Origin of the sequence: Leclercia sp. GLN_9 (assembly GCF_043105735.1) — a bacterium.
In the GTDB taxonomy this organism is placed as follows: domain Bacteria; phylum Pseudomonadota; class Gammaproteobacteria; order Enterobacterales; family Enterobacteriaceae; genus Enterobacter; species Enterobacter adecarboxylatus.
This window is the reverse complement of record NZ_JBICLV010000033.1, coordinates 1-23,560: the sequence shown is the minus strand read 5'-3', so window position 1 is coordinate 23,560 and position 23,560 is coordinate 1. Positions and strand designations below refer to the sequence as shown.

Annotated in this window: 24 protein-coding genes; 7 read left to right on the top strand and 17 right to left on the bottom strand. The window is 55.6% G+C overall.

What is annotated here, in order from left to right; genetic code table 11:
* Window positions 1-69: 69 nt before the first annotated feature.
* Window positions 70-1,143: an acyltransferase family protein gene (locus ACF8PE_RS19475; RefSeq protein ID WP_032617574.1), complete on the bottom strand. Its 1,074-nt coding sequence runs from the start codon at window positions 1,141-1,143 to the stop codon at window positions 70-72.
* A 270-nt stretch (window positions 1,144-1,413) separates the two neighbouring features.
* On the opposite strand from ACF8PE_RS19475, the gene lolC reads away from it, so the two are divergent.
* From lolC to cobB, 5 genes are all read left to right on the top strand, one after another.
* The gene (lolC, locus tag ACF8PE_RS19470; protein WP_032617575.1) at window positions 1,414-2,613 is read left to right on the top strand and encodes a lipoprotein-releasing ABC transporter permease subunit LolC; all 1,200 of its coding nucleotides are present in this window, start codon (window positions 1,414-1,416) and stop codon (window positions 2,611-2,613) included.
* A complete protein-coding gene (lolD, locus tag ACF8PE_RS19465; RefSeq protein WP_032617576.1) occupies window positions 2,606-3,307 on the top strand; it encodes a lipoprotein-releasing ABC transporter ATP-binding protein LolD in 702 nt (233 codons plus the stop codon). The genes lolC and lolD overlap by 8 nt, the downstream gene beginning before the upstream one ends.
* Window positions 3,307-4,551, top strand: a complete 1,245-nt coding sequence (lolE, locus tag ACF8PE_RS19460; RefSeq protein ID WP_032617577.1) for a lipoprotein-releasing ABC transporter permease subunit LolE — start codon at window positions 3,307-3,309, stop codon at window positions 4,549-4,551. Before lolD ends, lolE begins: the two co-directional genes overlap by 1 nt.
* Window positions 4,552-4,728: 177 nt before the next feature.
* Window positions 4,729-5,640 carry an N-acetylglucosamine kinase gene (gene nagK, locus ACF8PE_RS19455; RefSeq protein WP_392495196.1) on the top strand — a complete coding sequence of 304 codons (912 nt, stop codon included), beginning with the start codon at window positions 4,729-4,731 and terminating at the stop codon, window positions 5,638-5,640.
* 15 nt (window positions 5,641-5,655) lie between these two features.
* Complete coding sequence (cobB, locus tag ACF8PE_RS19450; RefSeq protein WP_032617579.1) at window positions 5,656-6,477, top strand: Sir2 family NAD+-dependent deacetylase; 822 nt, start codon at window positions 5,656-5,658, stop codon at window positions 6,475-6,477.
* A gap of 89 nt (window positions 6,478-6,566) precedes the next feature.
* On the opposite strand, the gene potD is transcribed toward cobB, so the two are convergent.
* From potD to potA, 4 genes are read right to left on the bottom strand one after another with little or no spacing between them, the layout of a single operon-like run.
* Complete coding sequence (gene potD / locus ACF8PE_RS19445) at window positions 6,567-7,601, bottom strand: spermidine/putrescine ABC transporter substrate-binding protein PotD (RefSeq protein WP_392495195.1); 1,035 nt, start codon at window positions 7,599-7,601, stop codon at window positions 6,567-6,569.
* Window positions 7,598-8,389, bottom strand: a complete 792-nt coding sequence (potC, locus tag ACF8PE_RS19440; RefSeq protein WP_059308259.1) for a spermidine/putrescine ABC transporter permease PotC — start codon at window positions 8,387-8,389, stop codon at window positions 7,598-7,600. Before potC ends, potD begins: the two co-directional genes overlap by 4 nt.
* The gene (gene potB / locus ACF8PE_RS19435) at window positions 8,386-9,243 is read right to left on the bottom strand and encodes a spermidine/putrescine ABC transporter permease PotB (RefSeq protein ID WP_059308258.1); all 858 of its coding nucleotides are present in this window, start codon (window positions 9,241-9,243) and stop codon (window positions 8,386-8,388) included. Before potB ends, potC begins: the two co-directional genes overlap by 4 nt.
* Window positions 9,227-10,363 (bottom strand): spermidine/putrescine ABC transporter ATP-binding protein PotA, encoded by a 1,137-nt coding sequence (gene potA, locus ACF8PE_RS19430; protein WP_392495194.1) that lies wholly within the window; start codon window positions 10,361-10,363, stop codon window positions 9,227-9,229. Before potA ends, potB begins: the two co-directional genes overlap by 17 nt.
* Window positions 10,364-10,612: 249 nt before the next feature.
* Between potA and pepT the strand changes: the two genes are divergently transcribed.
* Window positions 10,613-11,839 (top strand): peptidase T, encoded by a 1,227-nt coding sequence (gene pepT, locus ACF8PE_RS19425; protein ID WP_032617586.1) that lies wholly within the window; start codon window positions 10,613-10,615, stop codon window positions 11,837-11,839.
* Window positions 11,840-11,947: 108 nt separating this feature from the next.
* Here pepT and ACF8PE_RS19420 read toward each other — a convergent pair whose 3' ends face one another.
* The 8 genes from ACF8PE_RS19420 to rluE form a co-directional block, all read right to left on the bottom strand.
* Window positions 11,948-13,069 (bottom strand): cupin domain-containing protein, encoded by a 1,122-nt coding sequence (locus ACF8PE_RS19420; RefSeq protein WP_032617587.1) that lies wholly within the window; start codon window positions 13,067-13,069, stop codon window positions 11,948-11,950.
* Between the two features lie 89 nt (window positions 13,070-13,158).
* The gene (gene phoQ / locus ACF8PE_RS19415; RefSeq protein WP_032617588.1) at window positions 13,159-14,622 is read right to left on the bottom strand and encodes a two-component system sensor histidine kinase PhoQ; all 1,464 of its coding nucleotides are present in this window, start codon (window positions 14,620-14,622) and stop codon (window positions 13,159-13,161) included.
* On the bottom strand, window positions 14,623-15,294 hold the full coding sequence (phoP, locus tag ACF8PE_RS19410) for a two-component system response regulator PhoP (RefSeq protein ID WP_032617646.1): 672 nt from the start codon (window positions 15,292-15,294) through the stop codon (window positions 14,623-14,625).
* 125 nt (window positions 15,295-15,419) lie between these two features.
* Window positions 15,420-16,790: an adenylosuccinate lyase gene (purB, locus tag ACF8PE_RS19405; RefSeq protein WP_032617589.1), complete on the bottom strand. Its 1,371-nt coding sequence runs from the start codon at window positions 16,788-16,790 to the stop codon at window positions 15,420-15,422.
* 19 nt (window positions 16,791-16,809) lie between these two features.
* Window positions 16,810-17,439, bottom strand: a complete 630-nt coding sequence (gene hflD, locus ACF8PE_RS19400) for a high frequency lysogenization protein HflD (protein WP_032617590.1) — start codon at window positions 17,437-17,439, stop codon at window positions 16,810-16,812.
* Between the two features lie 27 nt (window positions 17,440-17,466).
* On the bottom strand, window positions 17,467-18,576 hold the full coding sequence (mnmA, locus tag ACF8PE_RS19395) for a tRNA 2-thiouridine(34) synthase MnmA (RefSeq protein ID WP_059308256.1): 1,110 nt from the start codon (window positions 18,574-18,576) through the stop codon (window positions 17,467-17,469).
* Window positions 18,577-18,617: 41 nt separating this feature from the next.
* The gene (locus tag ACF8PE_RS19390) at window positions 18,618-19,091 is read right to left on the bottom strand and encodes an NUDIX hydrolase (RefSeq protein WP_059308255.1); all 474 of its coding nucleotides are present in this window, start codon (window positions 19,089-19,091) and stop codon (window positions 18,618-18,620) included.
* Complete coding sequence (rluE, locus tag ACF8PE_RS19385; RefSeq protein WP_392495193.1) at window positions 19,084-19,755, bottom strand: 23S rRNA pseudouridine(2457) synthase RluE; 672 nt, start codon at window positions 19,753-19,755, stop codon at window positions 19,084-19,086. Before rluE ends, ACF8PE_RS19390 begins: the two co-directional genes overlap by 8 nt.
* A 117-nt stretch (window positions 19,756-19,872) precedes the next feature.
* Between rluE and icd the strand changes: the two genes are divergently transcribed.
* On the top strand, window positions 19,873-21,123 hold the full coding sequence (gene icd, locus ACF8PE_RS19380) for an NADP-dependent isocitrate dehydrogenase (protein ID WP_077226812.1): 1,251 nt from the start codon (window positions 19,873-19,875) through the stop codon (window positions 21,121-21,123).
* A 117-nt stretch (window positions 21,124-21,240) separates the two neighbouring features.
* On the opposite strand, the gene ACF8PE_RS19375 is transcribed toward icd, so the two are convergent.
* From ACF8PE_RS19375 to ACF8PE_RS19360, 4 genes are all read right to left on the bottom strand, one after another.
* Entirely contained in the window at window positions 21,241-22,371 is a 1,131-nt protein-coding gene (locus ACF8PE_RS19375) for a phage integrase Arm DNA-binding domain-containing protein (protein WP_392495192.1), read from the bottom strand.
* Window positions 22,352-22,597 (bottom strand): excisionase, encoded by a 246-nt coding sequence (locus tag ACF8PE_RS19370; protein ID WP_150870513.1) that lies wholly within the window; start codon window positions 22,595-22,597, stop codon window positions 22,352-22,354. The genes ACF8PE_RS19375 and ACF8PE_RS19370 overlap by 20 nt, the downstream gene beginning before the upstream one ends.
* 97 nt (window positions 22,598-22,694) lie before the next feature.
* A complete protein-coding gene (locus tag ACF8PE_RS19365) occupies window positions 22,695-23,321 on the bottom strand; it encodes a hypothetical protein (protein WP_392495191.1) in 627 nt (208 codons plus the stop codon).
* Window positions 23,322-23,324: 3 nt separating this feature from the next.
* Window positions 23,325-23,560 (bottom strand): hypothetical protein (locus ACF8PE_RS19360; RefSeq protein ID WP_392495190.1); only part of this gene is annotated, 236 nt, incomplete at its 5' end.

The window sequence follows — 23,560 nt, the reverse complement described above, 5'->3', positions numbered from 1 at the left end:
ATTATCCTTGATCGTTTTACATTAGCAAATCGTAACCGCACGCAGCGTGAAGACGCCCCCGCAGGGGCGCTAGCGCGTGGCCTGAACCGGCGTCAGACGGGCAGGCGGGCTAAAGAAGAAATCTCCGGTCAGCGCAGTGGAGAGTTTACGCGCGCCCAGTCCCACAAGGGTGCAGACCAGCAGGCTGGCAAAGGGATACAACAGCACCACCGTCAACTCCGCCCACACCGGCCAGGTTCCGCTGTTCAGCTGGTGGATCATAAACAGGCTGACCCCTTCGATCAGAATGCGGTGGGTGGTGTAGATCGCAATGGTGTTCGAGCCAACCACGTTCAGCAGGTTGTCAGGGCTGACGGAAAAACGCTGCTCAAAGCGGTAGAAAAGGGCCATGATCAGCAGAATCGACAGCAGCGACAGCGGCAGGGGAACCCCGACGAACCACAGCACCACGGAGACCACGCCAAACGCCGCTACCGCCAGCGCGTCACGCCGCCATACCCGGGCCTGCATCCACGCCATCAGCTGCACCCCATACCAGGCACCGAGGCTGTAATAGATCATATTGCGCACCACGCTGTTCATCCCCCACCACGGCAGCGGCAGAAAATTAATCGCGATGCTGACCAGCGCCAACAGTCCAATGAGCGGCAGCTTCCAGCGGCTCAGCAGCTTGCAGAGGGTGAAATAGACCACCAGCGCATAGAGGTACCACAGGCTGGTGCTGGCGGTGAGCATTCCGGTGATAAAGCCACTCAGCGAGTCGGCATAGGCAGCGTTCGACGCGGTATTGAGATCCCGATCCGGTGCCAGCCACGCATTCATATGGGTCAATGCCTGCCACTGCAACACACCCCACAGTGCCAGAACCCAGATAATGCTCCAGAGCCGTTTATCCACGCAGGTTTTCCAGTCCACCTCGTCAATATAGCGCCGCACCAGATACCCTGAGATAAAGAAGAACACCGGCATACGGAAGGGGGCGAGATAAAGATTAAACGTCACCCAACATTTGGCGAGCAGCACCGAAAGCGGAGCGTGCAGGGCCTCAAGGTGGGGATAAAAGGTGATCACCGAGTGGTAAATAACCACCAGGCAGATGCACAACCCCTTTATCTGGTTAATCCATAGTGCTTTTTGTTTCATCGCTTACCGGGTCCTGTTTTTCATCGTCATCGAACGGGTAAGTGTGTTCAGCCGCTGGCGGGATGTAACGGGTAAGAGTCTGTAAGCGGACGATTTTCAGAAAAACTGCAAAGTAAGGGGGAGGAAGCGGAGGGGCAGGTAGCGGTTACTGCCTTGATTTAGCCAGATTTTTCGGATAATTGATTATCAAAGCTTCGGGTATCAGTCATTTACCCTTAGCGGATTCGCTTATATACTCGTGGGTCTGCTACCAGCAAACAGACGGATTTCATGTACCAACCTGTCGCACTTTTCATAGGCTTACGTTATATGCGTGGGCGCGCCGCGGACCGTTTCGGTCGCTTTGTCTCCTGGCTTTCAACCATCGGCATTACGCTTGGCGTGATGGCGCTGGTGACGGTAATGTCCGTCATGAACGGCTTCGAGCGCGAGCTGCAAAATAATATTCTGGGGCTGATGCCGCAGGCCATTCTCTCATCCAGCAGCGGTTCGGTGGACCCACAAAAGCTGCCAGAAAGCGCCGTAAAACTGCAGGGCGTGAGCCGGGTGGCGCCGATCACCTCCGGTGATGTGGTGCTGCAGAGCGCGCGCAGCGTGGCGGTCGGGGTGATGCTCGGTATCGACCCGGCGCAAAAGGACCCCCTGACGCCGTTTCTGGTTAATGTTAAACAAAGCGATCTCGCTCCCGGCCAGTACAATGTGATCCTTGGCGAACAGCTGGCCGGCCAGCTTGGCGTCAACCGCGGCGATCAGCTGCGGGTGATGGTCCCTTCCGCCAGCCAGTTCACCCCGATGGGGCGTCTGCCAAGCCAGCGCCTGTTTAACGTCATCGGCACGTTTGCTGCTAATAGCGAAGTGGACGGTTATCAGATGCTGGTCAATATTCAGGACGCCTCGCGCCTGATGCGCTACCCGCTCGGCAATATTACCGGCTGGCGTCTGTGGCTTAACGAGCCGCTGAAAGTCGATGTCCTGAGCCAGCAAACCCTGCCGGAAGGCACCAAATGGCAGGACTGGCGCGAACGTAAGGGCGAGCTGTTCCAGGCCGTGCGGATGGAAAAGAACATGATGGGCCTGCTGCTGAGCCTGATTGTGGCGGTCGCTGCGTTTAACATTATTACCTCGCTTGGCCTGATGGTGATGGAGAAGCAGGGCGAAGTGGCGATTTTACAAACCCAGGGGCTGACGCCGCGACAGATCATGGCCGTGTTTATGGTGCAGGGTGCCAGCGCCGGGATTGTTGGCGCGTTACTGGGGGCGGTACTCGGTACGCTGCTCGCCAGCCAGTTGAACAATCTGATGCCGATCATCGGCGCGTTTCTTGATGGCGCGGCACTGCCGGTGGCCATTGAGCCGCTGCAGGTCGTTGGTATCGCCCTGGTGGCGATGGTCATTGCCTTACTCTCCACGCTTTATCCTTCATGGCGCGCTGCCGCCACCCAACCCGCTGAGGCTTTACGTTATGAATAAGATCCTGTTGCAATGCGACAACCTGTGCAAACGCTATCAGGAAGGCACGGTGCAGACGGATGTCCTGCACAATGTCAGCTTCAGCGTCGGGGAAGGGGAGATGATGGCGATTGTCGGCACCTCCGGCTCCGGGAAAAGTACCTTACTGCACCTGCTCGGCGGGCTGGATACCCCAACCTCCGGGGATGTGGTGTTTTCCGGTACGCCCCTGAGTTCAATGTCGTCGAGCGCCAAAGCCGATCTGCGTAACCGCGAGCTGGGCTTTATCTATCAGTTCCACCACCTGCTGCCGGACTTTACGGCGCTGGAAAACGTGGCGATGCCGCTGCTGATCGGCAAAAAGAAACCTGCTGAAATCAACGCCCGCGCCAGCGATATGCTGAAGGCAGTAGGTCTCGGCCATCGCGGCAATCATCGCCCGTCAGAACTCTCCGGCGGCGAGCGTCAGCGTGTGGCGATTGCCCGTGCGCTGGTCAACAACCCGCGCCTGGTGCTGGCGGATGAACCGACCGGTAACCTCGACGCCCGCAACGCCGACAGCATTTTCCAGCTTCTCGGGGAGCTGAACGCCTCGCAGGGCACCGCATTTCTGGTGGTGACCCACGACCTGCAACTGGCAAAACGGATGTCCCGCCAGCTGGAGATGCGTGACGGTCACCTGAATACCGAGCTGACCCTGATGGGAGCGGATTGATGGCTTCCCCGTTATCGTTACTCATCGGCCTGCGTTTTAGCCGGGGCCGTCGTCGCGGCGGCATGGTGTCGCTGATCTCCGTTATCTCCACCATCGGCATTGCGTTAGGAGTGGCGGTGCTGATCGTCGGTCTCAGCGCCATGAACGGCTTCGAACGCGAGCTGAATAACCGTATTCTGGCGGTCGTTCCACACGGTGAAATTGAACCGGTGAATCAGCCCTGGAATAACTGGGAAGAGGCGCTAAACAAAGTAGAAAAGGTGCCGGGTATTGCTGCTGCCGCTCCGTACATCAATTTTACCGGGCTGGTGGAGAGCGGGGCGAACCTGCGCGCCATTCAGGTTAAAGGGGTCAACCCGCGTCAGGAAGAGAAACTCAGCGCGCTGCCGCAGTTTATTCAGAAAGAGGCCTGGGCGAACTTTAAAGCGGGCGAACAGCAGATCATTATCGGCAAAGGCGTGGCCGATGCGCTGAAAGTGAAGCAGGGCGACTGGGTATCGATCATGATCCCCAACGCCAGCGCCGATCATAAGCTCCAGCAGCCGAAACGCGTACGCCTGCACGTCACTGGTATTCTGCAACTGAGCGGCCAGCTGGATCACAGCTTTGCCATGGTGCCGCTGGAAGACGCGCGCCAGTATCTGGACATGGGCAGCAGCGTCACCGGTATCGCGCTGAAGGTTAACGACGTCTTTAACGCCAACAAGCTGGTGCGCGACGCCGGGGAAGTGACCAATAGCTATGTCTACATCAAGAGCTGGATCGGCACTTACGGTTATATGTATCGTGATATCCAGATGATCCGCGCCATCATGTACCTGGCGATGGTGCTGGTAATCGGCGTGGCCTGCTTCAACATCGTCTCTACCCTGGTGATGGCGGTAAAAGACAAAAGCGGCGACATCGCGGTGCTGCGTACGCTCGGGGCGAAAGACGGTCTTATTCGTGCCATTTTCGTCTGGTATGGTCTGCTGGCGGGGCTGTTCGGCAGCCTGTGCGGCGTGGTGATCGGCGTGGTGGTTTCGCTCCAGCTGACGCCAATCATCAACGGCATTGAGGCCCTTATCGGCCATCAGTTCCTGTCTGGCGACATCTATTTTATTGACTTCCTGCCATCAGAATTACACTGGCTGGACGTCGTTTATGTACTGGTCACGGCCCTGTTGCTGAGTCTGTTGGCGAGCTGGTATCCGGCGCGTCGCGCAAGCAAGATCGATCCGGCGAGGGTATTAAGTGGCCAGTAATTTTACGTCATGACTGGTCGTCTTAGACACGCATCATTCGGGGTGCATCAGGATGGCAAGTCTGTGAAGCCCCGGACGCTTACACCGGTAAGTGGCTGGGGTAAACAGACGCCGCCAACGCAGAAGCAGCCTGAAGGATAAGGTGTATAACCGCCAGATCAGAAAGAGGAATGCACTATGTATTATGGATTTGATATTGGCGGCACCAAAATTGCCCTGGGGGTATTCGATACCCAGCTCAAATTGCAGTGGGAAACCCGTGTTCCCACCCCGCGCGAAAATTACGATGAATTTTTAACCGCTATTGCCGCACTGGTGGCCCAGGCCGATGAACGCTTCGGCGTAAAAGGATCGGTAGGGATTGGCATTCCAGGGATGCCGGAGACCGACGACGGCAAGCTGTATGCTGCCAATGTCCCTGCTGCCAGCGGTAAGCCGCTGCGCGCCGACCTGACCCGACTGCTTGAGCGCGACGTGCGCCTCGACAACGACGCCAACTGTTTTGCCCTTTCTGAAGCCTGGGATGACGAGTTCCGGCAGTACCCGCTGGTGATGGGGTTGATCCTCGGTACCGGCGTCGGTGGCGGGATCATTGTTGAGGGTAAACCGGTCACCGGGCGCAGCTATATCACCGGCGAATTTGGCCATATTCGCCTGCCGGTGGATGCGCTGGAGGTAGTAGGGCGCGATTTCCCGCTGCTCCGCTGCGGCTGCGGCCAGCATGGCTGCATCGAAAACTATCTCTCAGGCGGGGGATTTGCGTGGCTTTATGAACACTTCTATCATCAAAAACGACAGGCGCCAGAAATCATTACGCTGTGGGAGCAAGGTGATGAACAGGCCATTGAGCACGTGGAACGCTATCTCGATCTGCTTGCCGTGTGCCTGGGCAACATCCTGACCATTGTCGATCCTGACCTGCTGGTGATCGGCGGGGGATTATCGAACTTTACGGCCATCGCCGAGCGGTTATCCGGTCGGCTGCCGCGTCATCTGTTGCCGGTCGCCCGCGTGCCGCGCATTGAGCGCGCGCGCCATGGCGATGCCGGAGGGATGCGCGGTGCTGCGTTCCTCCATCTCACCCGTTAGCCATACGAGGTTATTATGTTGTCGCGTCGGTCACATCGACTCAGCCGTTTTCGTCGAAACAAACGTCGCTTGCGTGAACGCTTACGTCAGCGGATTTTCTTCAGAGACAGGGTACTGCCAGAATTGATGGAAAAGCCAAGAGTGTTGGTCCTGACCGGGGCGGGGATCTCCGCCGAGTCGGGCATTCGAACCTTCCGCGCCACCGACGGGCTGTGGGAAGAGCATCGCGTTGAGGACGTGGCGACGCCTGAAGGCTTCGCCCGTAACCCGCAGCTGGTGCAGGAATTCTACAATGCCCGCCGTCGTCAGCTGCAGTCGCCAGAAATTGCCCCTAACGCGGCGCATCTGGCGCTGGCAAAGCTGGAAGAGGCGCTAGGGGACCGTTTTCTGCTGGTGACGCAGAATATCGATAACCTGCATGAGCGCGCGGGCAACCGCAACGTGATCCATATGCACGGCGAACTGCTGAAGGTGCGGTGTTCCGGCAGCGGCCAGGTATTTAACTGGACCGGCGATGTCACCCTTGATGACAAATGCCATTGCTGCCAGTTCCCGTCCCCGCTGCGCCCGCACGTGGTCTGGTTTGGCGAAATGCCGCTGGGCATGGACGAGATCTATAGTGCGCTGGCGATGGCGGATGTGTTTATCGCCATTGGCACCTCCGGGCATGTTTATCCGGCGGCAGGATTCGTCCACGAGGCGAAGCTGCACGGGGCGCATACGGTGGAGCTGAACCTGGAGCCGAGCCAGGTCGGCAGCGAATTTGAAGAAAAAACCTACGGACTGGCGAGCGAAGTAGTGCCGACCTTTGTGGATAAACTGCTGAAAGGGTTATAACACGGAGATTTGCCGGGTAACGCTTCGCTTACCCGGTCTGCAACGCTATCACCCTCTCCCTTTGGGAGAGGGCATCAGGGCGCAGGGGATTAACGACCCGCCTTCAACTTCTGGTAATACTCTTCATACAGACGGCTGGCATCGCCCACATCATTCTGCCACTCGCCTTTACTGATGGTTGCGGCATCCGGGTAGAGCGATTTGTCGTTCGCCACGGCCGGGCTAAGCAGCTTGCGGGCGGCCAGGTTTGGCGTCGGGTAGCCGATGGTTTCTGCCACCTGTTTCGCCACATCCGGGCGCAGCAGGAAGTTAATCAGCTTCAGCGCCCCGTCCACGTTTTTGGCATTGGCCGGAATGGAGAGGCTGTCCATCCAGAAGATGCCGCCCTCTTCAGGCCACACTACCTCAAGCGGCGTACCGGCCTGACGCGCCACGTACGCCGAACCGTTCCACACCATCCCCACGTGAACTTCCCCTTCCATATACGGGTTAGCCGGGTTATCGGAGTTGAAGGCCGCGACGTTTGGCATCAGTTTTTGCAGCTCGTGATACGCCGCTTCGATCTCTTTCGGATCGGTGGTATTGCCGGAGTAACCCAGCTTACGCAGCGCCACCTGGAACACTTCGCGCGCGTCGTCGGTCAGCAGTAAACCGCCTTTGTATTCCGGTTTCCACAGGTCTGCCCAGCGGGTAACCGTTTTAGGATCCATTTCCTCGCTGTTGATGCCGATTGCTGTCGCGCCCCAGATGTAGGGGATAGAGTAGTCATTATTCGGGTCAAACGGCTTGTTGAGCATCTCAGGATCGAGGTTTGAAAAATTGGTTAGCTTCGTTTTGTCGATCTTCTGGATCATGCCCTCTTTGCGCATCTTGTCGACGAAATAGGTCGAGGGAACCACCAGATCGTAAGCGCCGTCTTTATAGGTTTTGAGCTTGGCATACATGGTTTCATTCGACTCGTAGGTGGAATAGATAACCTTGATGCCCGTCTCTTTGGTGAACTGCTCCAGCAGGCCTGGCGGCACATACTCGGTCCAGTTGTAGAAGTAGAGCGTTTTACTGTCGTCTGCGTGCGCAGCGCCCATTCCGAGCACCAGTGCCGCGGCGGCAAGCATTTTTTTCATTTCACTGTCCCCTGAGATTTTGTTGTATCACGAGCAACAAGCTGGCTGGCAATCACCAGAACCAGCGATAACATCAACAGAATGGTCGCCAGCGCGTTCACCTCCGGTGATACGCCGACTTTCACCATTGAATAGATCTTCAACGGCAGAATTTCATAGCTCGGTCCGGTGACGAACGACGAAACCACCACGTCATCCATCGACAGGGTAAAGCTGAGCAGCCATCCCGCGGCCACCGCGGGCATCGCCAGCGGCAGAATAATTTTGCGCAGGATAGTCATTTCGCTGGCACCCAAATCTTTTGCCGCTTCCAGCATCCTGACATCAAAGCCTTTCAGACGGGAGTAGACCGTCACTACCACAAACGGCAGGCAGAAGGTGATGTGCGAGAAGAGCAGCGACCAGAAGCCGAGTTGCACCCCCAGCAGCATAAACAGCACCAGCAGGGAAATGGCCATCACGATGTCCGGGGACATCATCACCACAAACAGCATCCCGCTGACGAAGGGCTTACCGCGAAAACGGTAGCGGTAAAGCGCCACCGCGGTCAGGGAGCCAATCAGGGTGGCGAAGGTGGCCGAGATGATGGCCATGGTCAGCGAGTGTTGCGCCGCCTGAAGCAGGCTGTCGTTATTCATCAGCAGGCTGTACCACTGGGTTGTAAACCCCTGCCAGTTAATGCCAAAGCGCGAGCTGTTAAACGAGTTGACGATCAGAATAATGATCGGAATGTAGAGATACGCATAAATGGCGGTCATAAAACCGCCGCGGAGCAGTCGACCGATCATCCGAGTTCACCCTTATTGTTAAGCAAGCGCGAAGCACGCCAGTAGACCAGCAGCATCAGCCCCATGACCACCGTCAGGGTAATGCTGGTGGCCGAGCCGAACGGCCAGTCGCGAATGTTCAGGAACTGGCTCTTGATAACGTTGCCAATCAGCAGGTTCTTTGCCCCGCCCATCAGGTCGGAGACGTAGAACAGCCCCATCGCCGGCAGCATCACCAACAGGCAGCCGGCGATGATCCCCGGCATGGTCAGCGGAATGATGATGCGGATAAAGGTTTGCAGTTTGCTGGCACCCAGATCTCTCGCCGCTTCCAGTAAGGGTTTATCCAGCTTCTCGATACTGGAGTAGAGCGGCATCACCATAAACGGCAGCAGGATATAGACCAGCCCAATAATCACCGCCCCGGGGGTAAACATTATGCGGATCGGGGTGTCGATCACCCCCAGCCAGAGCAGAAAGGCGTTCAGGTAACCTTTGGTGCTGAGGAAGATCTTCAGGCCATAAATGCGGATCAGCGAGTTGGTCCAGAAGGGCACAATCAGCAGAAACAGCAGCAGCGGGCGCACCTTTTGCGGCAGCTTCGCCAGAAACCAGGCGAAGGGATAGCCCAGCACCAGGCAGGCCAGGGTGGCGATGACCGCCATATTGAGTGAATGGAGCAGCACCTGGAAATAGAGCGGATCGAGCAGGCGCGCGTAGTTTTCCAGCGTAAAGACCAGCGAGACGAAATGGGCGTCATCGCGGGTCAAAAAGCTGGTGGCAATGATCATCAGGTTGGGTAAAAAGACAAACAACACAAGCCAACCGACGATAGTGGCGATCACCACATTCTGGAACTTACTTGTGTTCTTCATCAGCCAGCACAACCTCCCAGCTTTCTACCCAGTTAATGACCATTTTCTGATTGAGCGAATGGTCGAAATCAGGATCGTCCTCGTTAAAGAACTCACTGACGATCACCATCTTGCCGTTTTCCAGTTCGACCACCGACTCCAGCGTCATCCCTTTGTAATTGCGCTCGCGGATATAGCCGATCAAGCCCTCGGCTTCGGTCTCATCGTGGATCTCATCGACGCGCAGATCTTCCGGGCGCAACAGAACGTTAAGCTGCTGTCCTGGCTCTACGGCAAAGTTGACGAAGATGTTGCAGGCACGGCCTTCGACATTGGCCAGCACCCGCTGGTCGTCGAGGCGTTCAATAACCGTAGCACTGAAGATATTGATTTCGCCAATAAAGCTGGCGACAAACAGGTTTTTCGGCTCTTCGTAGATCTCGCGTGGCGTGCCGTCTTGTTCGATTTTGCCGTCGCGCATCACCACGATGCGATCCGACATGGTCAGGGCCTCTTCCTGATCGTGGGTGACAAAGACAAAGGTGATCCCGAGCTTACGCTGCAGCGCCTTTAACTCGTTCTGCATCTGCTTACGCAGCTTGTAATCCAGCGCGGAGAGCGACTCATCCAGCAGCAGCAGGCGCGGCTTATTGACCACCGCACGGGCGATGGCGACGCGCTGTTGCTGTCCACCCGACAGCTGGTGTGGCTTACGCTGTGCGAAGGTCTCCAGCTGCACCATGCGCAGAGCCTCGGTGACGCGGGGCGTAATTTCGCTGGCAGGGGTTTTTTGCATCCGCAGGCCAAAGGCGACGTTTTCGAAAACCGTCATATGCGGGAAAAGGGCGTAACTTTGAAAGACGGTATTGACGTGACGATGTTCAGCAGGAACCTGAGTGATGTCCTGATCTTCAAGATGGATGTAACCATGATCGACGTTGTCCAGCCCGGCGATAAGGCGAAGCACTGTCGTTTTACCGCAGCCCGACGGGCCAAGCAGCGTAAGAAACTCGCCGTTGTTGATCGTTAAATCGAGGTCGGAAATGACGGTTTTTCCGTCAAAGCTTTTACCAATTCCGGCCAGTTGCACCAACGGTGACAGTGAAGCTGGTTGTTTATTCAATTTTTGATTCAGTCCCATATCGACGCTGCAGATACTTATCGCAGCGGGGTTTGTGGTTAGCCACCTTGGTGAAACGTAATGAGGGCGGACATTCTACGGGAATACTCCGTAATCGCCAATCCTTGTTACCCATTGATAAGCTACATTTATTAGCGATAGCTGCGACAAAACGGAAAAACTCTCGTTAACGGGATAAAAGTGACCTGACGCAATATTTGGGTTTTGATGCTTACTGATAATGTTGTCACAAAAAGTGAGGGTGACTGCATGGATAAATTGCTTGAGCGTTTTTTACAGTACGTATCGCTGGATACCCAATCTAAACCGGGTGTCCGCCAGGTGCCGAGCACCGAAGGACAATGGAAACTGTTACACCTGTTAAAGGCGCAACTGGAAGAGTTAGGTCTGGTCAACGTCACGTTAAGTGAAAAAGGGACGGTGATGGGGACGCTTCCCGCCAGTGTCAGCGGTGATATTCCGGCGATTGGTTTTATTTCCCATGTTGATACCTCACCGGATTTTAGCGGTAAAAACGTAAATCCGCAGATTGTTGAGAACTATCGCGGCGGCGATATTGCGCTGGGGGTTGGCGACGAAGTGCTCTCCCCGGTGATGTTCCCGGTGCTACACCAGCTGCTCGGGCAGACGCTCATCACCACCGACGGCAAAACGCTGCTCGGTGCCGATGATAAAGCCGGCGTGGCCGAGATCATGACCGCGCTGGCGGTACTGAAGCACAACAATGTACCGCACGGTGATATTCGCGTGGCCTTTACCCCGGATGAAGAGGTCGGCAAAGGCGCGAAGCATTTCGACGTTGAAGCGTTCGATGCCCGCTGGGCCTATACCGTTGACGGTGGCGGCGTGGGCGAACTGGAGTTTGAAAACTTCAATGCGGCGTCGGTCAATATCCGCATCGTTGGCAACAACGTCCACCCGGGCACGGCGAAAGGGGTGATGGTGAATGCGCTGTCGCTGGCGGCCCGTATTCATGCCGAAGTCCCGGCAGATGAAAGCCCGGAACAAACCGAAGGCTATGAGGGGTTCTACCACCTCACCAGCATCAAAGGAACGGTCGATCGCGCGGACATGCACTACATCATCCGCGATTTTAACCGCGACGGCTTTGAAGCGCGCAAACGCAGGATGATGGACATCGCCAAAAAGGTGGGCAAAGGGCTACACCCGGATTGCTACATTGAGCTGATCATTGAGGACAGCTATTACAATATGCATGAAAAGGTGATCGAGCATCCGTACATTCTTGAGGTGGCGCAGCAGGCGATGCGCGACTGTGGCGTCGAACCGCAGCTCAAACCCATCCGTGGCGGCACCGACGGCGCACAGCTCTCCTTTATGGGATTGCCGTGCCCGAATCTGTTCACCGGTGGCTACAACTATCACGGCAAGCATGAGTTCGTGACCCTTGAGGGAATGGAGAAAGCGGTACAGGTGATTGTGCGGATCGCCGAGCTAACGGCGAAACAGCAGTAACCCTGTGGCGCCAGGACGCGCCGATAAAAAAAGCCGGGTGGCAGCGATGCCATACCCGGCTTACGGTTTTGCAGGCCCGGTTAGCGCAGCGCCACCGGGCAACTCAACTCAGTCTTCGAAGAACCAGTATCCGCTGTTGACCAGCGCCGCCAGCATAGCGAGGAACGACGGATCTTCCAGTGCTTCACCGAACGTGTTGGCCGTCAGCACCGTGTGGCTCGCCAGCGCTTCCAGCGCAGGACGGTGTGGGGAATCCAGCTGTTCGCCGTTGACATACACTTCTTCGCCAATACGTAACACGCGCAAGCCACCCAGACGTACCAGCTTGTCGCCCTGTTGCAGCGCATCGTAAATCTCATCTGGCTGATACGGCGGCTCCGGCAGAGAGACGTCCAGCTCGTGACGGGACTGACTGATAAATTCCCCGAACCACTGATTGAAATGCTGCGGCTGGTTGATCAGATCCAACATCATGCCGCGCAGTTTATCCAGCTCTTCGGGCAGGATATCTGCCGGATGCTCACGCGATGGCACATCCGGGTCGCTGAAGCGATGGCTGCCCAGCTCGCGCTGCAGAACGTAATCGGCAAACCCGCTGATCATCTCGCGGCCACTTGGAGCGCGGAAGCCCACCGAATAGTTCATCGAGTTCTCGAGGGAGTAACCCTCGTGAGGGAAGCCTGGCGGGATATAGAGAATATCGCCCGGCTCCAGCTCTTCGTCGATAATGCCGACAAAAGGATCGACCTGCAGCAGGTCCGGGTGCGGGCAGTGTTGTTTCATCGGCACCTTTTCACCCACGCGCCAGCGGCGACGGCCGGTGCCCTGGATGATAAATACGTCGTACTGATCCAGATGCGGACCAACGCCGCCTCCTGGCACGGAGAAGGAGATCATCAGATCGTCCATCCGCCAGTCGGGCAGGGCGCGGAACGGCTGCATCAGGGCTGCGGCAGGCTGGTGCCAGTGGTTGACCGCCTGCACCAGCAGGGACCAGTTGTTCTCGCCCAGATGATCGAAGCTTTCAAACGGACCGTGGCTGACCTGCCATTTCCCTTCGTTATGGCTGACGAGGCGGCTGTCGACTTCGCTCTCCATGGCCAGGCCGGCCAGTTCATCGGGAGAGATGGGATCGACGAAATTGGTGATGCCGCGTTTCAGAACCACCGGGCGTTTTTGCCAGTAACGTTCGATAAAGTCGGGCCAGTTAAGGGCTAATTGATAATCCATATTTATATTCCGCAGGCTTTTACTGACACGGATTATAACGGAAGCTTGGCGGGCTGCGTGGGAGAATCACGCTTTTTTCACCCGAAGGCTTAACTCTCGTCGCTTATCAGGTGCTGGCGGGCAAAAATGGCTTCCATCCGCGCGCCGCCCAGCAGACTGTCGCCCGTATCGATCCGGCCGCCGTACTGCTCAACAATATCGCGCGCAACCGACAGACCAACCCCCTGACCAGGGCGTAAGGTGTCGGCACGCTGCCCACGATCGAAGACCTGGTCGCGTTTGCCCTGCGGGATCCCAGGGCCGTCGTCCTCCACAATAATGTGCAGCTGGTCTTCACCCTGACGGGCAGAGACTTCGACGAACTCCAGGCAGTATTTACAGGCGTTATCGAGCAGATTGCCCATTACTTCCATAAAGTCATTCTTTTCGCCCACGAAGCTGATTTCAGGCGAGATATCGAGAGTAATGTTCACCCCCTTGCGCTGATAGACCTTATTCAGAGCCGAGGTCAGGCTGTCCAGCAGTGGGGCGACGGGGTGCAGCTCCCGGCTCAGCAGGGTACTGCCAGTACGCATACTGGCGCGATGCAGGTAGTAACCTATCTGCTGTGAGATACGGCTGATCTGCTCCAGCATCACCGGTTCTGCCTCATCGGCGCTGAGCTTCGCGCTGCGCAGGGATCGCATTGTGCTTTGCATCACCGCCAGCGGGGTTTTCAGGCTGTGCGTCAGATCGGTCAGGGTGGTACGGTATTTGTCGTAACGCTCACGCTCGCTTTTCAGCAGCCGGTTCAGGTTGCTCACCAGGCTGGTCAGCTCCCGCGTGGTGTTCGGGTCGAGATTCTCGCGATGATGCTCTTCCAGCTCACGCACCTCTTTCGCCAGTGACTCAATGGGTCGCAGGCTCCACCAGGCGGCCAGCCACAGAAGAGGGATCACCAGTAGCAGGTTGGCGGCCAGCACATACACAAACCAGTTCCACACCATATAAGAGCGTTTCAGCTCGACCGGAATAGTGTCGATAACCACAATCGTCAGCTGCGGCATGGTGATGGTAGCGGGATAAATATTGACTGCTACCGAGTGGGTCAGCTCACTGTTATCGTCATCCTCGCGGATCTCAGCCAGCTCTTTCTGCATGTTCCGATCGTTACCCACCAGCGCGCTGGTGGCATCCACATCCGCCTCCAGCTCATGAAAACCATTGGCCTTTAACCACTCCGGGCGGATGCTGTTAATCAGCCAGGGTACATCGCGCTGCGCCCACAGCAGCTTGCCTTTTTCATTGTAAATCAGCGACATGGTTGGACTCTGGTGATCCAAATGTTCCGGCATATCGATGCTGATTTTGTTGTCTTCCCATTTCGCGAGGGTATAGAACAGATTGCTCTCCCCGCGCAGCAGGCGGAAGGTAGTTTTGTCGAAACTGACGCTGTAGCCCACCAGCGCGACCATCCCGTAGGCCAGCGAGAGCACCAGCACCACTACCGCTGTCGCCAGCAGAAAACGAAAGCGCAGCGACAGAGGCAGAAAGTGACGAAAGAGTTTTTTCATTTAGCGTAATTCGAACAGGTAGCCCTGACCGCGCACGGTGGTGATGACATCCTCCGGGTACTGCGCCTGGATTTTCTTGCGCAGGCGACCCATCAGAACATCAATGGTGTGGCTTTCACGCAGCTCCGCGTCGGGATAGAGCTGGAGCATCAACGAATCTTTGCTTACCACTTTGCCGCTGTTGCGGATCAACGTCTCCATGATGGTGTATTCAAAGGCGGTAAGCTTAATCACCTCGTCATGGATAGCGAGTTCCCGGCGGGAGAGATCGACCTGAAACGGCGGAATGGAGATCACCTGCGAAGCCAGACCGCTGTTGCGACGCATCAATGCCTGCATGCGGGCGGCGACTTCTTCGATATGAAAGGGTTTGGTGACGTAGTCATCTGCCCCGGCACTCAGGACTTCAACCTTATCCTGCCAGCCTTCGCGGGCGGTCAGGACCAGCACCGGTAGTGACACATCGTGGCTGCGCCAGCGGCGGATCAGCGACAGGCCATCTTCATCGGGCAGACCCAGGTCAACGATGGCGATATCGGGCAGGTGTTCATTGAGATAGTAATCGGCTTCTTTTGCATCTTCGGCATCGTCCACCTGATGCCCCATTTCCTGAAGCTGAACCTTCAGGTGATGACGTAGCAACGCATTATCCTCAACAACCAGTACGCGCATCATCGCTTCTCCCTAATATGAATGGTCAGAATAGTTTAACGCTGATTATGTTGCGGCGGGGATAAACATTTCGTAAACCGGAGGGGAAGCAACCCTCTTTCCGGGTGGAAAGAGGGCAAAAAGCATTATTTCAGCTCATCAACCATCGCAATGGCGCGACCGATGTAGTTGGCCGGGGTCATCGCTTTCAGGCGGGTTTTCTCGTCTTCTGGCAGTTCCAGACCGTCGATAAACTGTTTCATGCCTTCGGCATCCACGCGCTTACCGCGGGTCAGCTCTTTCAGTTTCTCGTACGGTTTCTCGATACCATAGCGACGCATCACGGTCTGGATCGGCTCTGCCAGCACTTCCCAGTTGTGATCCAGCTCGTCGAGCAGGCGCTCGCGGTTCACTTCCAACTTGCTTACGCCTTTCAGGGTCGACTGATACGCGATCAGCGCGTAGCCAATGCCCACGCCGAGGTTACGCAGCACGGTGGAGTCCGTCAGGTCGCGCTGCCAGCGGGAAACCGGCAGTTTGCTGGCCATGTGTTGCAGCATGGCGTTCGCCAGACCCAGGTTGCCTTCGGAGTTTTCGAAGTCGATTGGGTTAACCTTATGCGGCATGGTGGACGAGCCGATTTCACCCGCGATGGTCTTCTGCTTGAAGTGGTTCAGGGCGATGTAGCCCCACACATCACGGTCGAAGTCGATCAGGATGGTGTTGAAACGCGCGATGCAGTCAAACAGCTCGGCGATATAGTCGTGCGGTTCGATCTGGGTGGTGTACGGGTTCCACTGGATGCCCAGAGAGGTGACAAACTCCTCGCTGAACTGGTGCCAGTCCACTTCCGGGTAGGCAACCATGTGCGCGTTGTAGTTACCGACGGCACCGTTAATTTTGCCGAGGATCTCCACCTGCTCCAGCTGGCGGTACTGACGCTCCATACGGTAGGCGACGTTAGCCATCTCTTTACCGATGGTGGACGGGGTGGCTGGCTGACCGTGAGTACGGGAGAGCAGCGGAATATCGCGATACTCCACCGCCAGGGCTTTTACCGCGTCGATGATTTTGCGCCAGTACGGCAGGACCACTTCCTGACGTGCGGTAGAGAGCATCAGCGCATGGGAGAGGTTGTTGATATCTTCTGAAGTACAGGCGAAGTGAATAAATTCAGATACCGCGTGCAGCGCCGGGACGTTGGCCACTTTCTCTTTCAGGAAATACTCAACCGCTTTCACGTCGTGGTTGGTGGTGCGCTCGATGGTTTTGATACGCGCGGCGTCTTCTTCATTGAATTCTGCCACGATTTTATCAAGGTAATCGTTTGCCTGGCTGTCAAAAGCAGGAACTTCCGCGATCGCTGCCTGTGCAGCCAGCTTTTGCAGCCAGCGTACTTCAACTTGTACACGGAATTTCAGCAGACCATATTCGCTGAAGATCCCGCGCAGCGCGCTGACTTTATCGCCGTAGCGTCCATCGACAGGGGAAACGGCGGTCAGTGAGGATAATTCCATAATTCGCAACTCCGGGAGGTTAACAATGAGCAAGAATTTGTTTTGCCTGAGTCGTCAGGCGATTACGATAAAACATTAACTGCAGGCGGCCACCGCCAACCTGTTGCCACAGTACCGCGGCACGAATACCGGCCAGCAGTGAGGCGCGCACTTTGGCCTGTACCTGCGGGCTTTGCAGGACGGCAGGGGATCCGGTGACCTGGATCCGCGGCCCCAGTGGACTGATAACATCCACATAAATACCGGCCATGGCGCTGAGTAACGTCTCTGACTGCAAATCGAAATGATCAAGCTGACGCTGAAGGCCTGAAATGCGATCGCCCAGGGTGTCCATGGCCCCTTTGGCGGCGTTCAGTTTGCGCTCCAGCACCATCATGCTAAGGGTATAGCGCGTCAGTTCCGCGTTCAGCCCCTGACGGCTACTGGCATTTAACACTCCGAGTAAGGTTTCCAGACCGAGGCGAAGATTCGCTTCGCTACCACCAAAGACGCCGAGGGTTGAACTGGGGTTCAAATCCACGACGCTGTTGAGCGAAACGTGCAGGGCATCAGCATCACAGTGACCCTGATGTGCCAGCTGTTGCACCAGACGGGCAGACTGGCAAATTCCCGCCAGTGCCAGGGTGATGTCATAAAAGTTCTTCGCCACACTGGCTCCTTTCTGTGTGTAATCGTATTAAACCGCAGTCAGCGGCAGGCGTTGTTCAATAATACCGCCGCCAAGGCAGATCTCGCCGCTGTAGAAGACGGCAGACTGGCCCGGCGTTACGGCAGAAACCGGCTCGTCAAAGCGCACGTCAATGCGTTCGTCGTCCAGCGCGGTAATGGTGCAGGGAATATCGGTCTGACGGTAACGGGTTTTCACCGTGCAGCGCAGCGTGCCTTTCAGCGGCTCACGGTCAACCCAGTGCAGCTGTTGCGCAATCAGGCCGATGGACATCAGACGCGGATGGTCATGGCCCTGAGCCACAATCAGAATGTTATTTTCAACGTCTTTATCAACAACGTACCACGGATCTTCGCTACCCTCTTTGGTGCCGCCGATCCCCAGCCCTTTACGCTGGCCTAAGGTGTGGTACATCAGTCCCTGGTGCTCGCCAATGACATCGCCATCCACGGTAACGATATTGCCCGGCTGGGCAGGCAGATAGCGGCCAAGGAACTCACGGAATTTGCGCTCACCGATAAAGCAGATTCCGGTAGAGTCTTTTTTCTTCGCGGTGATCAGATCCAGCTCTTCAGCGATTTTACGCACTTCCGGTTTTTCCAGCTCGCCAACCGGGAACAGGCTTTGGGCAATCTGTTCGTGGCCGAGGGTATAAAGGAAGTAACTCTGATCTTTGTTGCCGTCGAGGCCGCGCAGCAGCTGGCTTTTGCCGTCGACATCAGCGCGGCGCACGTAGTGGCCGGTAGCGATGTAGTCAGCGCCCAGATCTTCAGCGGCGAATTCGAGGAAGGCTTTAAATTTGATCTCTTTGTTGCACAGAATATCCGGGTTTGGCGTGCGGCCGGCCTTGTATTCAGCCAGGAAATGCTCGAACACGTTATCCCAGTACTCTGCGGCAAAGTTGACGGTGTGCAGTTCAATGCCGAGCTTGTCGCAGACCGCCTGCGCATCAGCCAGATCTTCCGCCGCGGTACAGTATTCCTCGCCATCGTCCTCTTCCCAGTTCTTCATGAACAGGCCTTCAACCTTATAGCCCTGTTGCAGCAGGAGCCAGGCTGATACGGAAGAATCGACGCCGCCGGACATGCCGACGATCACTTTTTTTTGGCTTTCAGACATTGGAATACTCACGACATTGAACTTCAAGGCGGCGTATTCTATCACGCGCCCCCGGCATTGACACCCTCTGTAAACGGCCAGTTAAATTCCCCAATCGTCTCCAGCGGCAGACGATTGCCGGTGAGATAACTGCGAATGCTCTCCGCCACCAGTGGTGACCGCAGGTTGGTCGCGCTCAGAATGGTGTCGGCATCCACCCACAGGCAGCGATCGATATCGCTGTCGTGTGGCTCAGTGGCGCACGTTTCGCTAAGCTCAATGGCAAACAGGAAGCGCAAAAACGGCGTTTTATCCGGCGCGATCCACTGATGTAATCGGATGAAGTGTTGCGGTTCGGCATGAATGCCGGTCTCTTCCCAAAGCTCGCGTTTTGCGGCCTGGACCAGCGTCTCGTCGGCTTCCAGATGACCCGCAGGCTGATTCCACAGCGCTTTACCGTTGATGGTCTCTTCCACCACTAAAAATTTACCCTGGGCGTGGACAATGGTGGCCACCGTGACATGCGGCTTAAACATGATGCTCTCCTTGTTCGGTAACGTCCCGCCACTCACCGTTGGCGAGAGAATCCAGCGTGTAACTGCCCATCGCGTAGCGTATCAGGCGTAAGGTTGGATGCCCGACATGGGCCGTCATACGACGCACCTGGCGGTTGCGGCCTTCATAAAGGGTGACTTTGATCCACGAAACGGGAATCGATTTGCGCTCGCGGATAGGGGGATTGCGCGGCCAGAGCCATTCAGGTTCACTGACCAGCTCAATGCCTGCGGGCAGGGTAGGGCCGTCGTTCAGCGTGACGCCGTTACGCAATGCCGCCAGCGCCTCGTCGTCCGGGATGCCTTCAACCTGAACATAGTAGATTTTGCCGGTGCGTTTCCCGGGCTGCGTGAGCTTCGCTTGCAGTTCGCCATTGTTGGTGAGCACCATTAGCCCTTCGCTGTCGCGATCGAGTCGGCCCGCGGCATAGACACCCTGAACGGGAATGTAATCTTTCAACGTGCTGCGCCCGGCTTCGTCGGTAAATTGCGGCAGCACATCATAAGGTTTATTGAACAATATGACGCGTGTCGGCTCGCGTTGCTTGCGCGGCCTGACGGCTTGTCGTGTGCTGAATCGTTCAACCCGGTGATTTCTAAAAGAAGTTTTCTGCATGGTATTTTCAGACGTTATCAATTGCCGCATTATAGCCTAATAACGAATGCCTTTCATGGCGCCAGACATTCAGGTACTATCGATAGGCTCATTACAAATTATTAACATAAGATCAGTAACAACCAGAAGCGCTCGAAGGAGAGGTTAATGGAAAGCAAAGTAGTTGTTCCGGCGGAAGGTAAAAAGATCACCCTGCAAGACGGTAAGCTGAACGTTCCACACAATCCGATTATCCCGTTCATCGAAGGTGACGGTATCGGCGTTGACGTAACCCCAGCGATGCTGAAAGTGGTGGATGCCGCTGTTGAGAAAGCCTACAAAGGCGAGCGTAAAATTTCCTGGATGGAAATTTACACCGGTGAAAAATCTACCCACGTTTATGGCCAGGACGTCTGGCTGCCAGCTGAGACGCTGGATCTGATTCGTGACTACCGCGTTGCCATCAAAGGCCCGCTGACTACCCCAGTCGGTGGCGGTATTCGCTCTCTGAACGTTGCACTGCGTCAGGAACTCGACCTGTACGTGTGCCTGCGTCCGGTGCGTTACTACCAGGGCACCCCAAGCCCGGTTAAACACCCAGAACTGACCGACATGGTTATCTTCCGTGAGAACTCCGAAGATATCTACGCGGGTATTGAGTGGAAAGCCGACTCTGCCGATGCGGAAAAAGTGATCAAGTTCCTGCGCGAAGAGATGGGCGTGAAGAAAATTCGCTTCCCTGAACATTGCGGTATCGGTATCAAACCGTGCTCCGAAGAAGGGACTAAACGCCTGGTTCGTGCAGCGATTGACTATGCCATCACCAACGACCGTGACTCTGTGACCATCGTTCACAAAGGCAATATCATGAAGTTCACCGAAGGTTCCTTCAAAGACTGGGGCTACCAGTTGGCGACGGAAGAGTTCGGTGGTGAACTGATCGACGGCGGCCCATGGCAGAAGATCAAGAACCCGAACACCGGCAAAGAGATCATCATTAAAGATGTGATCGCCGATGCGTTCCTGCAGCAGATCCTGCTGCGTCCGGCTGAGTACGACGTTATCGCCTGTATGAACCTGAACGGTGACTACATCTCCGACGCCCTGGCGGCGCAGGTTGGCGGTATCGGTATCGCACCAGGCGCGAACATCGGTGACGAGTGCGCTCTGTTCGAAGCGACCCACGGTACTGCACCTAAGTACGCTGGTCAGGACAAAGTGAACCCGGGCTCTATCATCCTGTCCGCAGAAATGATGCTGCGTCACATGGAATGGTTCGAAGCCGCAGACCTGATCGTTAAAGGTATGGAAGGCGCGATTAACGCCAAAACCGTAACTTACGATTTCGAACGTCTGATGGAAGGCGCTAAGCTGCTGAAATGTTCAGAGTTTGGTGACGCGATCATCGCGAACATGTAATCCGATTTCCGGGTTATTTAAGAACGGGAGCCTGTTGGCTCCCGTTTTTTATTATTAGCTTTCGAGCGGTTATCAAAAGTTTATCAAAACAAGTTATCAAAACCCCACCTCAAAATCCTATATCGCGATTGTCGTCCAGTCCTTCCCGCGGTCATCATGATAGCCATCGGTCTGCTGCTGGGACCTATGTCCCAAGAGTTCTTTCGTGTTTACACCTTGCGCTTTATATAATCTTTCCGCTAAAGATCGCTGCTCGTGAAAAGTGGAAGGGGTCTTACCTTCTTGTAACGGGATCTTAGCTTTATCGCGCGCCTTGCTGAAATTCGTTGTCAATGTATTGGATTTAACCTGGGCACCACGATCTGCTTGAGAAGTAGCTCTGAAAAAATGAACCAGATAGGGGCTAACGGCATAATCTCGGCAGCGTGAAATTATGTCGCGCAGGCTCCAGTTTATGGCGTTCAGGCGAAGCGATAGTGGGATGGCAATTTTGCTCCCTGTTTTTTCCTGAAGCACATGCAGGTGATCATCCCAGACATCGCTAAATTTCATATTCGAAATATCTCCGAGGCGCTGGCCTGTTACCAAGGCCAGAAGCATCGCATTTCCCATATATTGATGATTGCTGTCCGCAATCTCGAAAATCTTCTGCCATTCCTCCAGGCTCAGTCGCTGGCGGGTAATTTTTCTGCGGGGCTTTTTGGTCGCTGATGCTGGATCGTAACCAGGAGGAACTTCACCCGCATGCTGAGCTTCTTTAAAAATATCAACAAAGACTGTCCGCACTACCTGGGCCATTCGTGGCTGGCCAGCCGTGACGTACTCATCAAGCAGCTGGGCAATATCGCGAACGTCCACAGATGGCAGTAGCTTCATACCGACTCGTTCTCGCAACAATGAAACCGGTTTGGTTTTCTGTTTGAATGTGTTCAGTTTGATGTCGCCCGTCGCCAGACGTTCTTCCTGAATCTTCCAGTATCGATCCAGCCAAGTGGATACTGTGATCGCTTTGCCTTTGCTAGTGGCGATCCTGTCGCTGATCGCCAGAATTTGTCGGGTTCTCTGTTCCGCCAGGCGCGCATTAGCTTCAGTAGCGATCGCTATAGCTTCTGCCTCATCGGTTCCCAGCGCATGGAACTTGCCAGTAACGGGGTGTTTGTACCGCCAGTAAACCTTATTCACCTTTCTGCTGAAGAGAGGGTAAAGATTCGGAATAGAAACATTGTTTTTACGTGGTCGGGCTGCCATCAGCAAGAATCCTCTGAAGTATTGGCGAGTCAGTCTTTCGGATATTTGGTTTAGCCAATTCGCCTACAAGTTCTGCATCTTCCCTTACTCGCCATTTGCGACCCTGTTTCATCGCTGGTGGAGAAAATAGATTTTGTTTAGCGTATCGGCGCAAAGTATTCAATGCCGGTGGACTGCTCCGGTATTTGTCTGCTGCCCATTCCTCAAGCGTGAGCATTTGCTTCATGGCTTATTCTCCACTTTACCGGCTGCACCCGGTCATTCTTTGAAAATACAGGTCCCGCAACCATTGCGGAACCAGTCACAACAACTACCACATCGGTTTACTTTTTTATTTGCGGCTCCTCCTGCTGCGATGCTGCTAAATGATGTCCAAGACCTTCGTCCGTGAATGAAATAATGACCTTGGTAGGGTCAGCGCACTGCGCCTCCTCGCCATGCCGGAACACAACAAAACTGCAACCGTGCAATTCAGCCAGCTTATGGGCCTGCTGAAGCCACTCTGGCAACTCATCATGCTGGATTGGCTCGGCACCCTGCACCATGGCACCACGGCAGGCATTCCAGGCATCAGCGGCGGCGTGTCTCTGTTCTTCGTCCCACTGGTAAGCTACTCCGTGGGGCGGACGGATGCTGGCAAGAATTTCGATGCTTCCCGGCGTGGCCTCTTCTGGAACTACCGGCGCTGGCGGGGCGGTATATAACGGACCTGGCTTAACATCATGTCGGCGCCAGCGAATATCGCAGGTCCTTTCCTCACTCGGAGATGACCAGGCTACTACATCAGCAACCGGCTCCTGCTTCGGTGTCATCAATGCCGCCATCGCGATTTCAGCCAGGCGCAGGCGTATAGCTGTTTGCTGGGACGGAATTAGCTCATCACGTTCGCGCCAGAAATCAACCTCTTCACGCGCCTGATCGGTTAACTGCTTATTGGTGAATTTAGTCATGGATTAGTCCGCCCAGTAAGTAAGTTCTTCCGCCAGGCGGTCATCTGCCTCGGCCTGATTTGGGATATCAGCATCGGTTTCAATGCTGGCTCCTGCAAAATCACGAGCGCAGGCTTTCCGGTGCTTCCGGTTACGGTATCCCAGGGCGAAACCCGCGTGGTGAAGAAAGAAATCGGCGAAGCGCTGGTGAAAATGCATCTGGCTGTTGAAGTTGAATCCGGCAAGGAGAAAAGCTCTCC

Coding starts and splice junctions, on each gene's coding strand:
- purB (WP_032617589.1), bottom strand. CDS start 16,790: ATGGAATTATCCTCACTGACCGCCGTTTCCCCTGTCGATGGACGCTAC.
- phoP (WP_032617646.1), bottom strand. CDS start 15,294: ATGCGCGTACTGGTTGTTGAGGATAATGCGTTGCTACGTCATCACCTG.
- ACF8PE_RS19375 (WP_392495192.1), bottom strand. CDS start 22,371: ATGGCAGCCCGACCACGTAAAAACAATGTTTCTATTCCGAATCTTTAC.
- ACF8PE_RS19390 (WP_059308255.1), bottom strand. CDS start 19,091: ATGTTTAAGCCGCATGTCACGGTGGCCACCATTGTCCACGCCCAGGGT.
- lolC (WP_032617575.1), top strand. CDS start 1,414: ATGTACCAACCTGTCGCACTTTTCATAGGCTTACGTTATATGCGTGGG.
- potB (WP_059308258.1), bottom strand. CDS start 9,243: ATGAAGAACACAAGTAAGTTCCAGAATGTGGTGATCGCCACTATCGTC.
- lolD (WP_032617576.1), top strand. CDS start 2,606: ATGAATAAGATCCTGTTGCAATGCGACAACCTGTGCAAACGCTATCAG.
- ACF8PE_RS19420 (WP_032617587.1), bottom strand. CDS start 13,069: ATGGATTATCAATTAGCCCTTAACTGGCCCGACTTTATCGAACGTTAC.
- pepT (WP_032617586.1), top strand. CDS start 10,613: ATGGATAAATTGCTTGAGCGTTTTTTACAGTACGTATCGCTGGATACC.
- icd (WP_077226812.1), top strand. CDS start 19,873: ATGGAAAGCAAAGTAGTTGTTCCGGCGGAAGGTAAAAAGATCACCCTG.
- lolE (WP_032617577.1), top strand. CDS start 3,307: ATGGCTTCCCCGTTATCGTTACTCATCGGCCTGCGTTTTAGCCGGGGC.
- rluE (WP_392495193.1), bottom strand. CDS start 19,755: ATGCGGCAATTGATAACGTCTGAAAATACCATGCAGAAAACTTCTTTT.
- phoQ (WP_032617588.1), bottom strand. CDS start 14,622: ATGAAAAAACTCTTTCGTCACTTTCTGCCTCTGTCGCTGCGCTTTCGT.
- ACF8PE_RS19365 (WP_392495191.1), bottom strand. CDS start 23,321: ATGACTAAATTCACCAATAAGCAGTTAACCGATCAGGCGCGTGAAGAG.
- ACF8PE_RS19370 (WP_150870513.1), bottom strand. CDS start 22,597: ATGAAGCAAATGCTCACGCTTGAGGAATGGGCAGCAGACAAATACCGG.
- cobB (WP_032617579.1), top strand. CDS start 5,656: ATGTTGTCGCGTCGGTCACATCGACTCAGCCGTTTTCGTCGAAACAAA.
- potD (WP_392495195.1), bottom strand. CDS start 7,601: ATGAAAAAAATGCTTGCCGCCGCGGCACTGGTGCTCGGAATGGGCGCT.
- mnmA (WP_059308256.1), bottom strand. CDS start 18,576: ATGTCTGAAAGCCAAAAAAAAGTGATCGTCGGCATGTCCGGCGGCGTC.
- potA (WP_392495194.1), bottom strand. CDS start 10,363: ATGGGACTGAATCAAAAATTGAATAAACAACCAGCTTCACTGTCACCG.
- ACF8PE_RS19475 (WP_032617574.1), bottom strand. CDS start 1,143: ATGAAACAAAAAGCACTATGGATTAACCAGATAAAGGGGTTGTGCATC.
- nagK (WP_392495196.1), top strand. CDS start 4,729: ATGTATTATGGATTTGATATTGGCGGCACCAAAATTGCCCTGGGGGTA.
- potC (WP_059308259.1), bottom strand. CDS start 8,389: ATGATCGGTCGACTGCTCCGCGGCGGTTTTATGACCGCCATTTATGCG.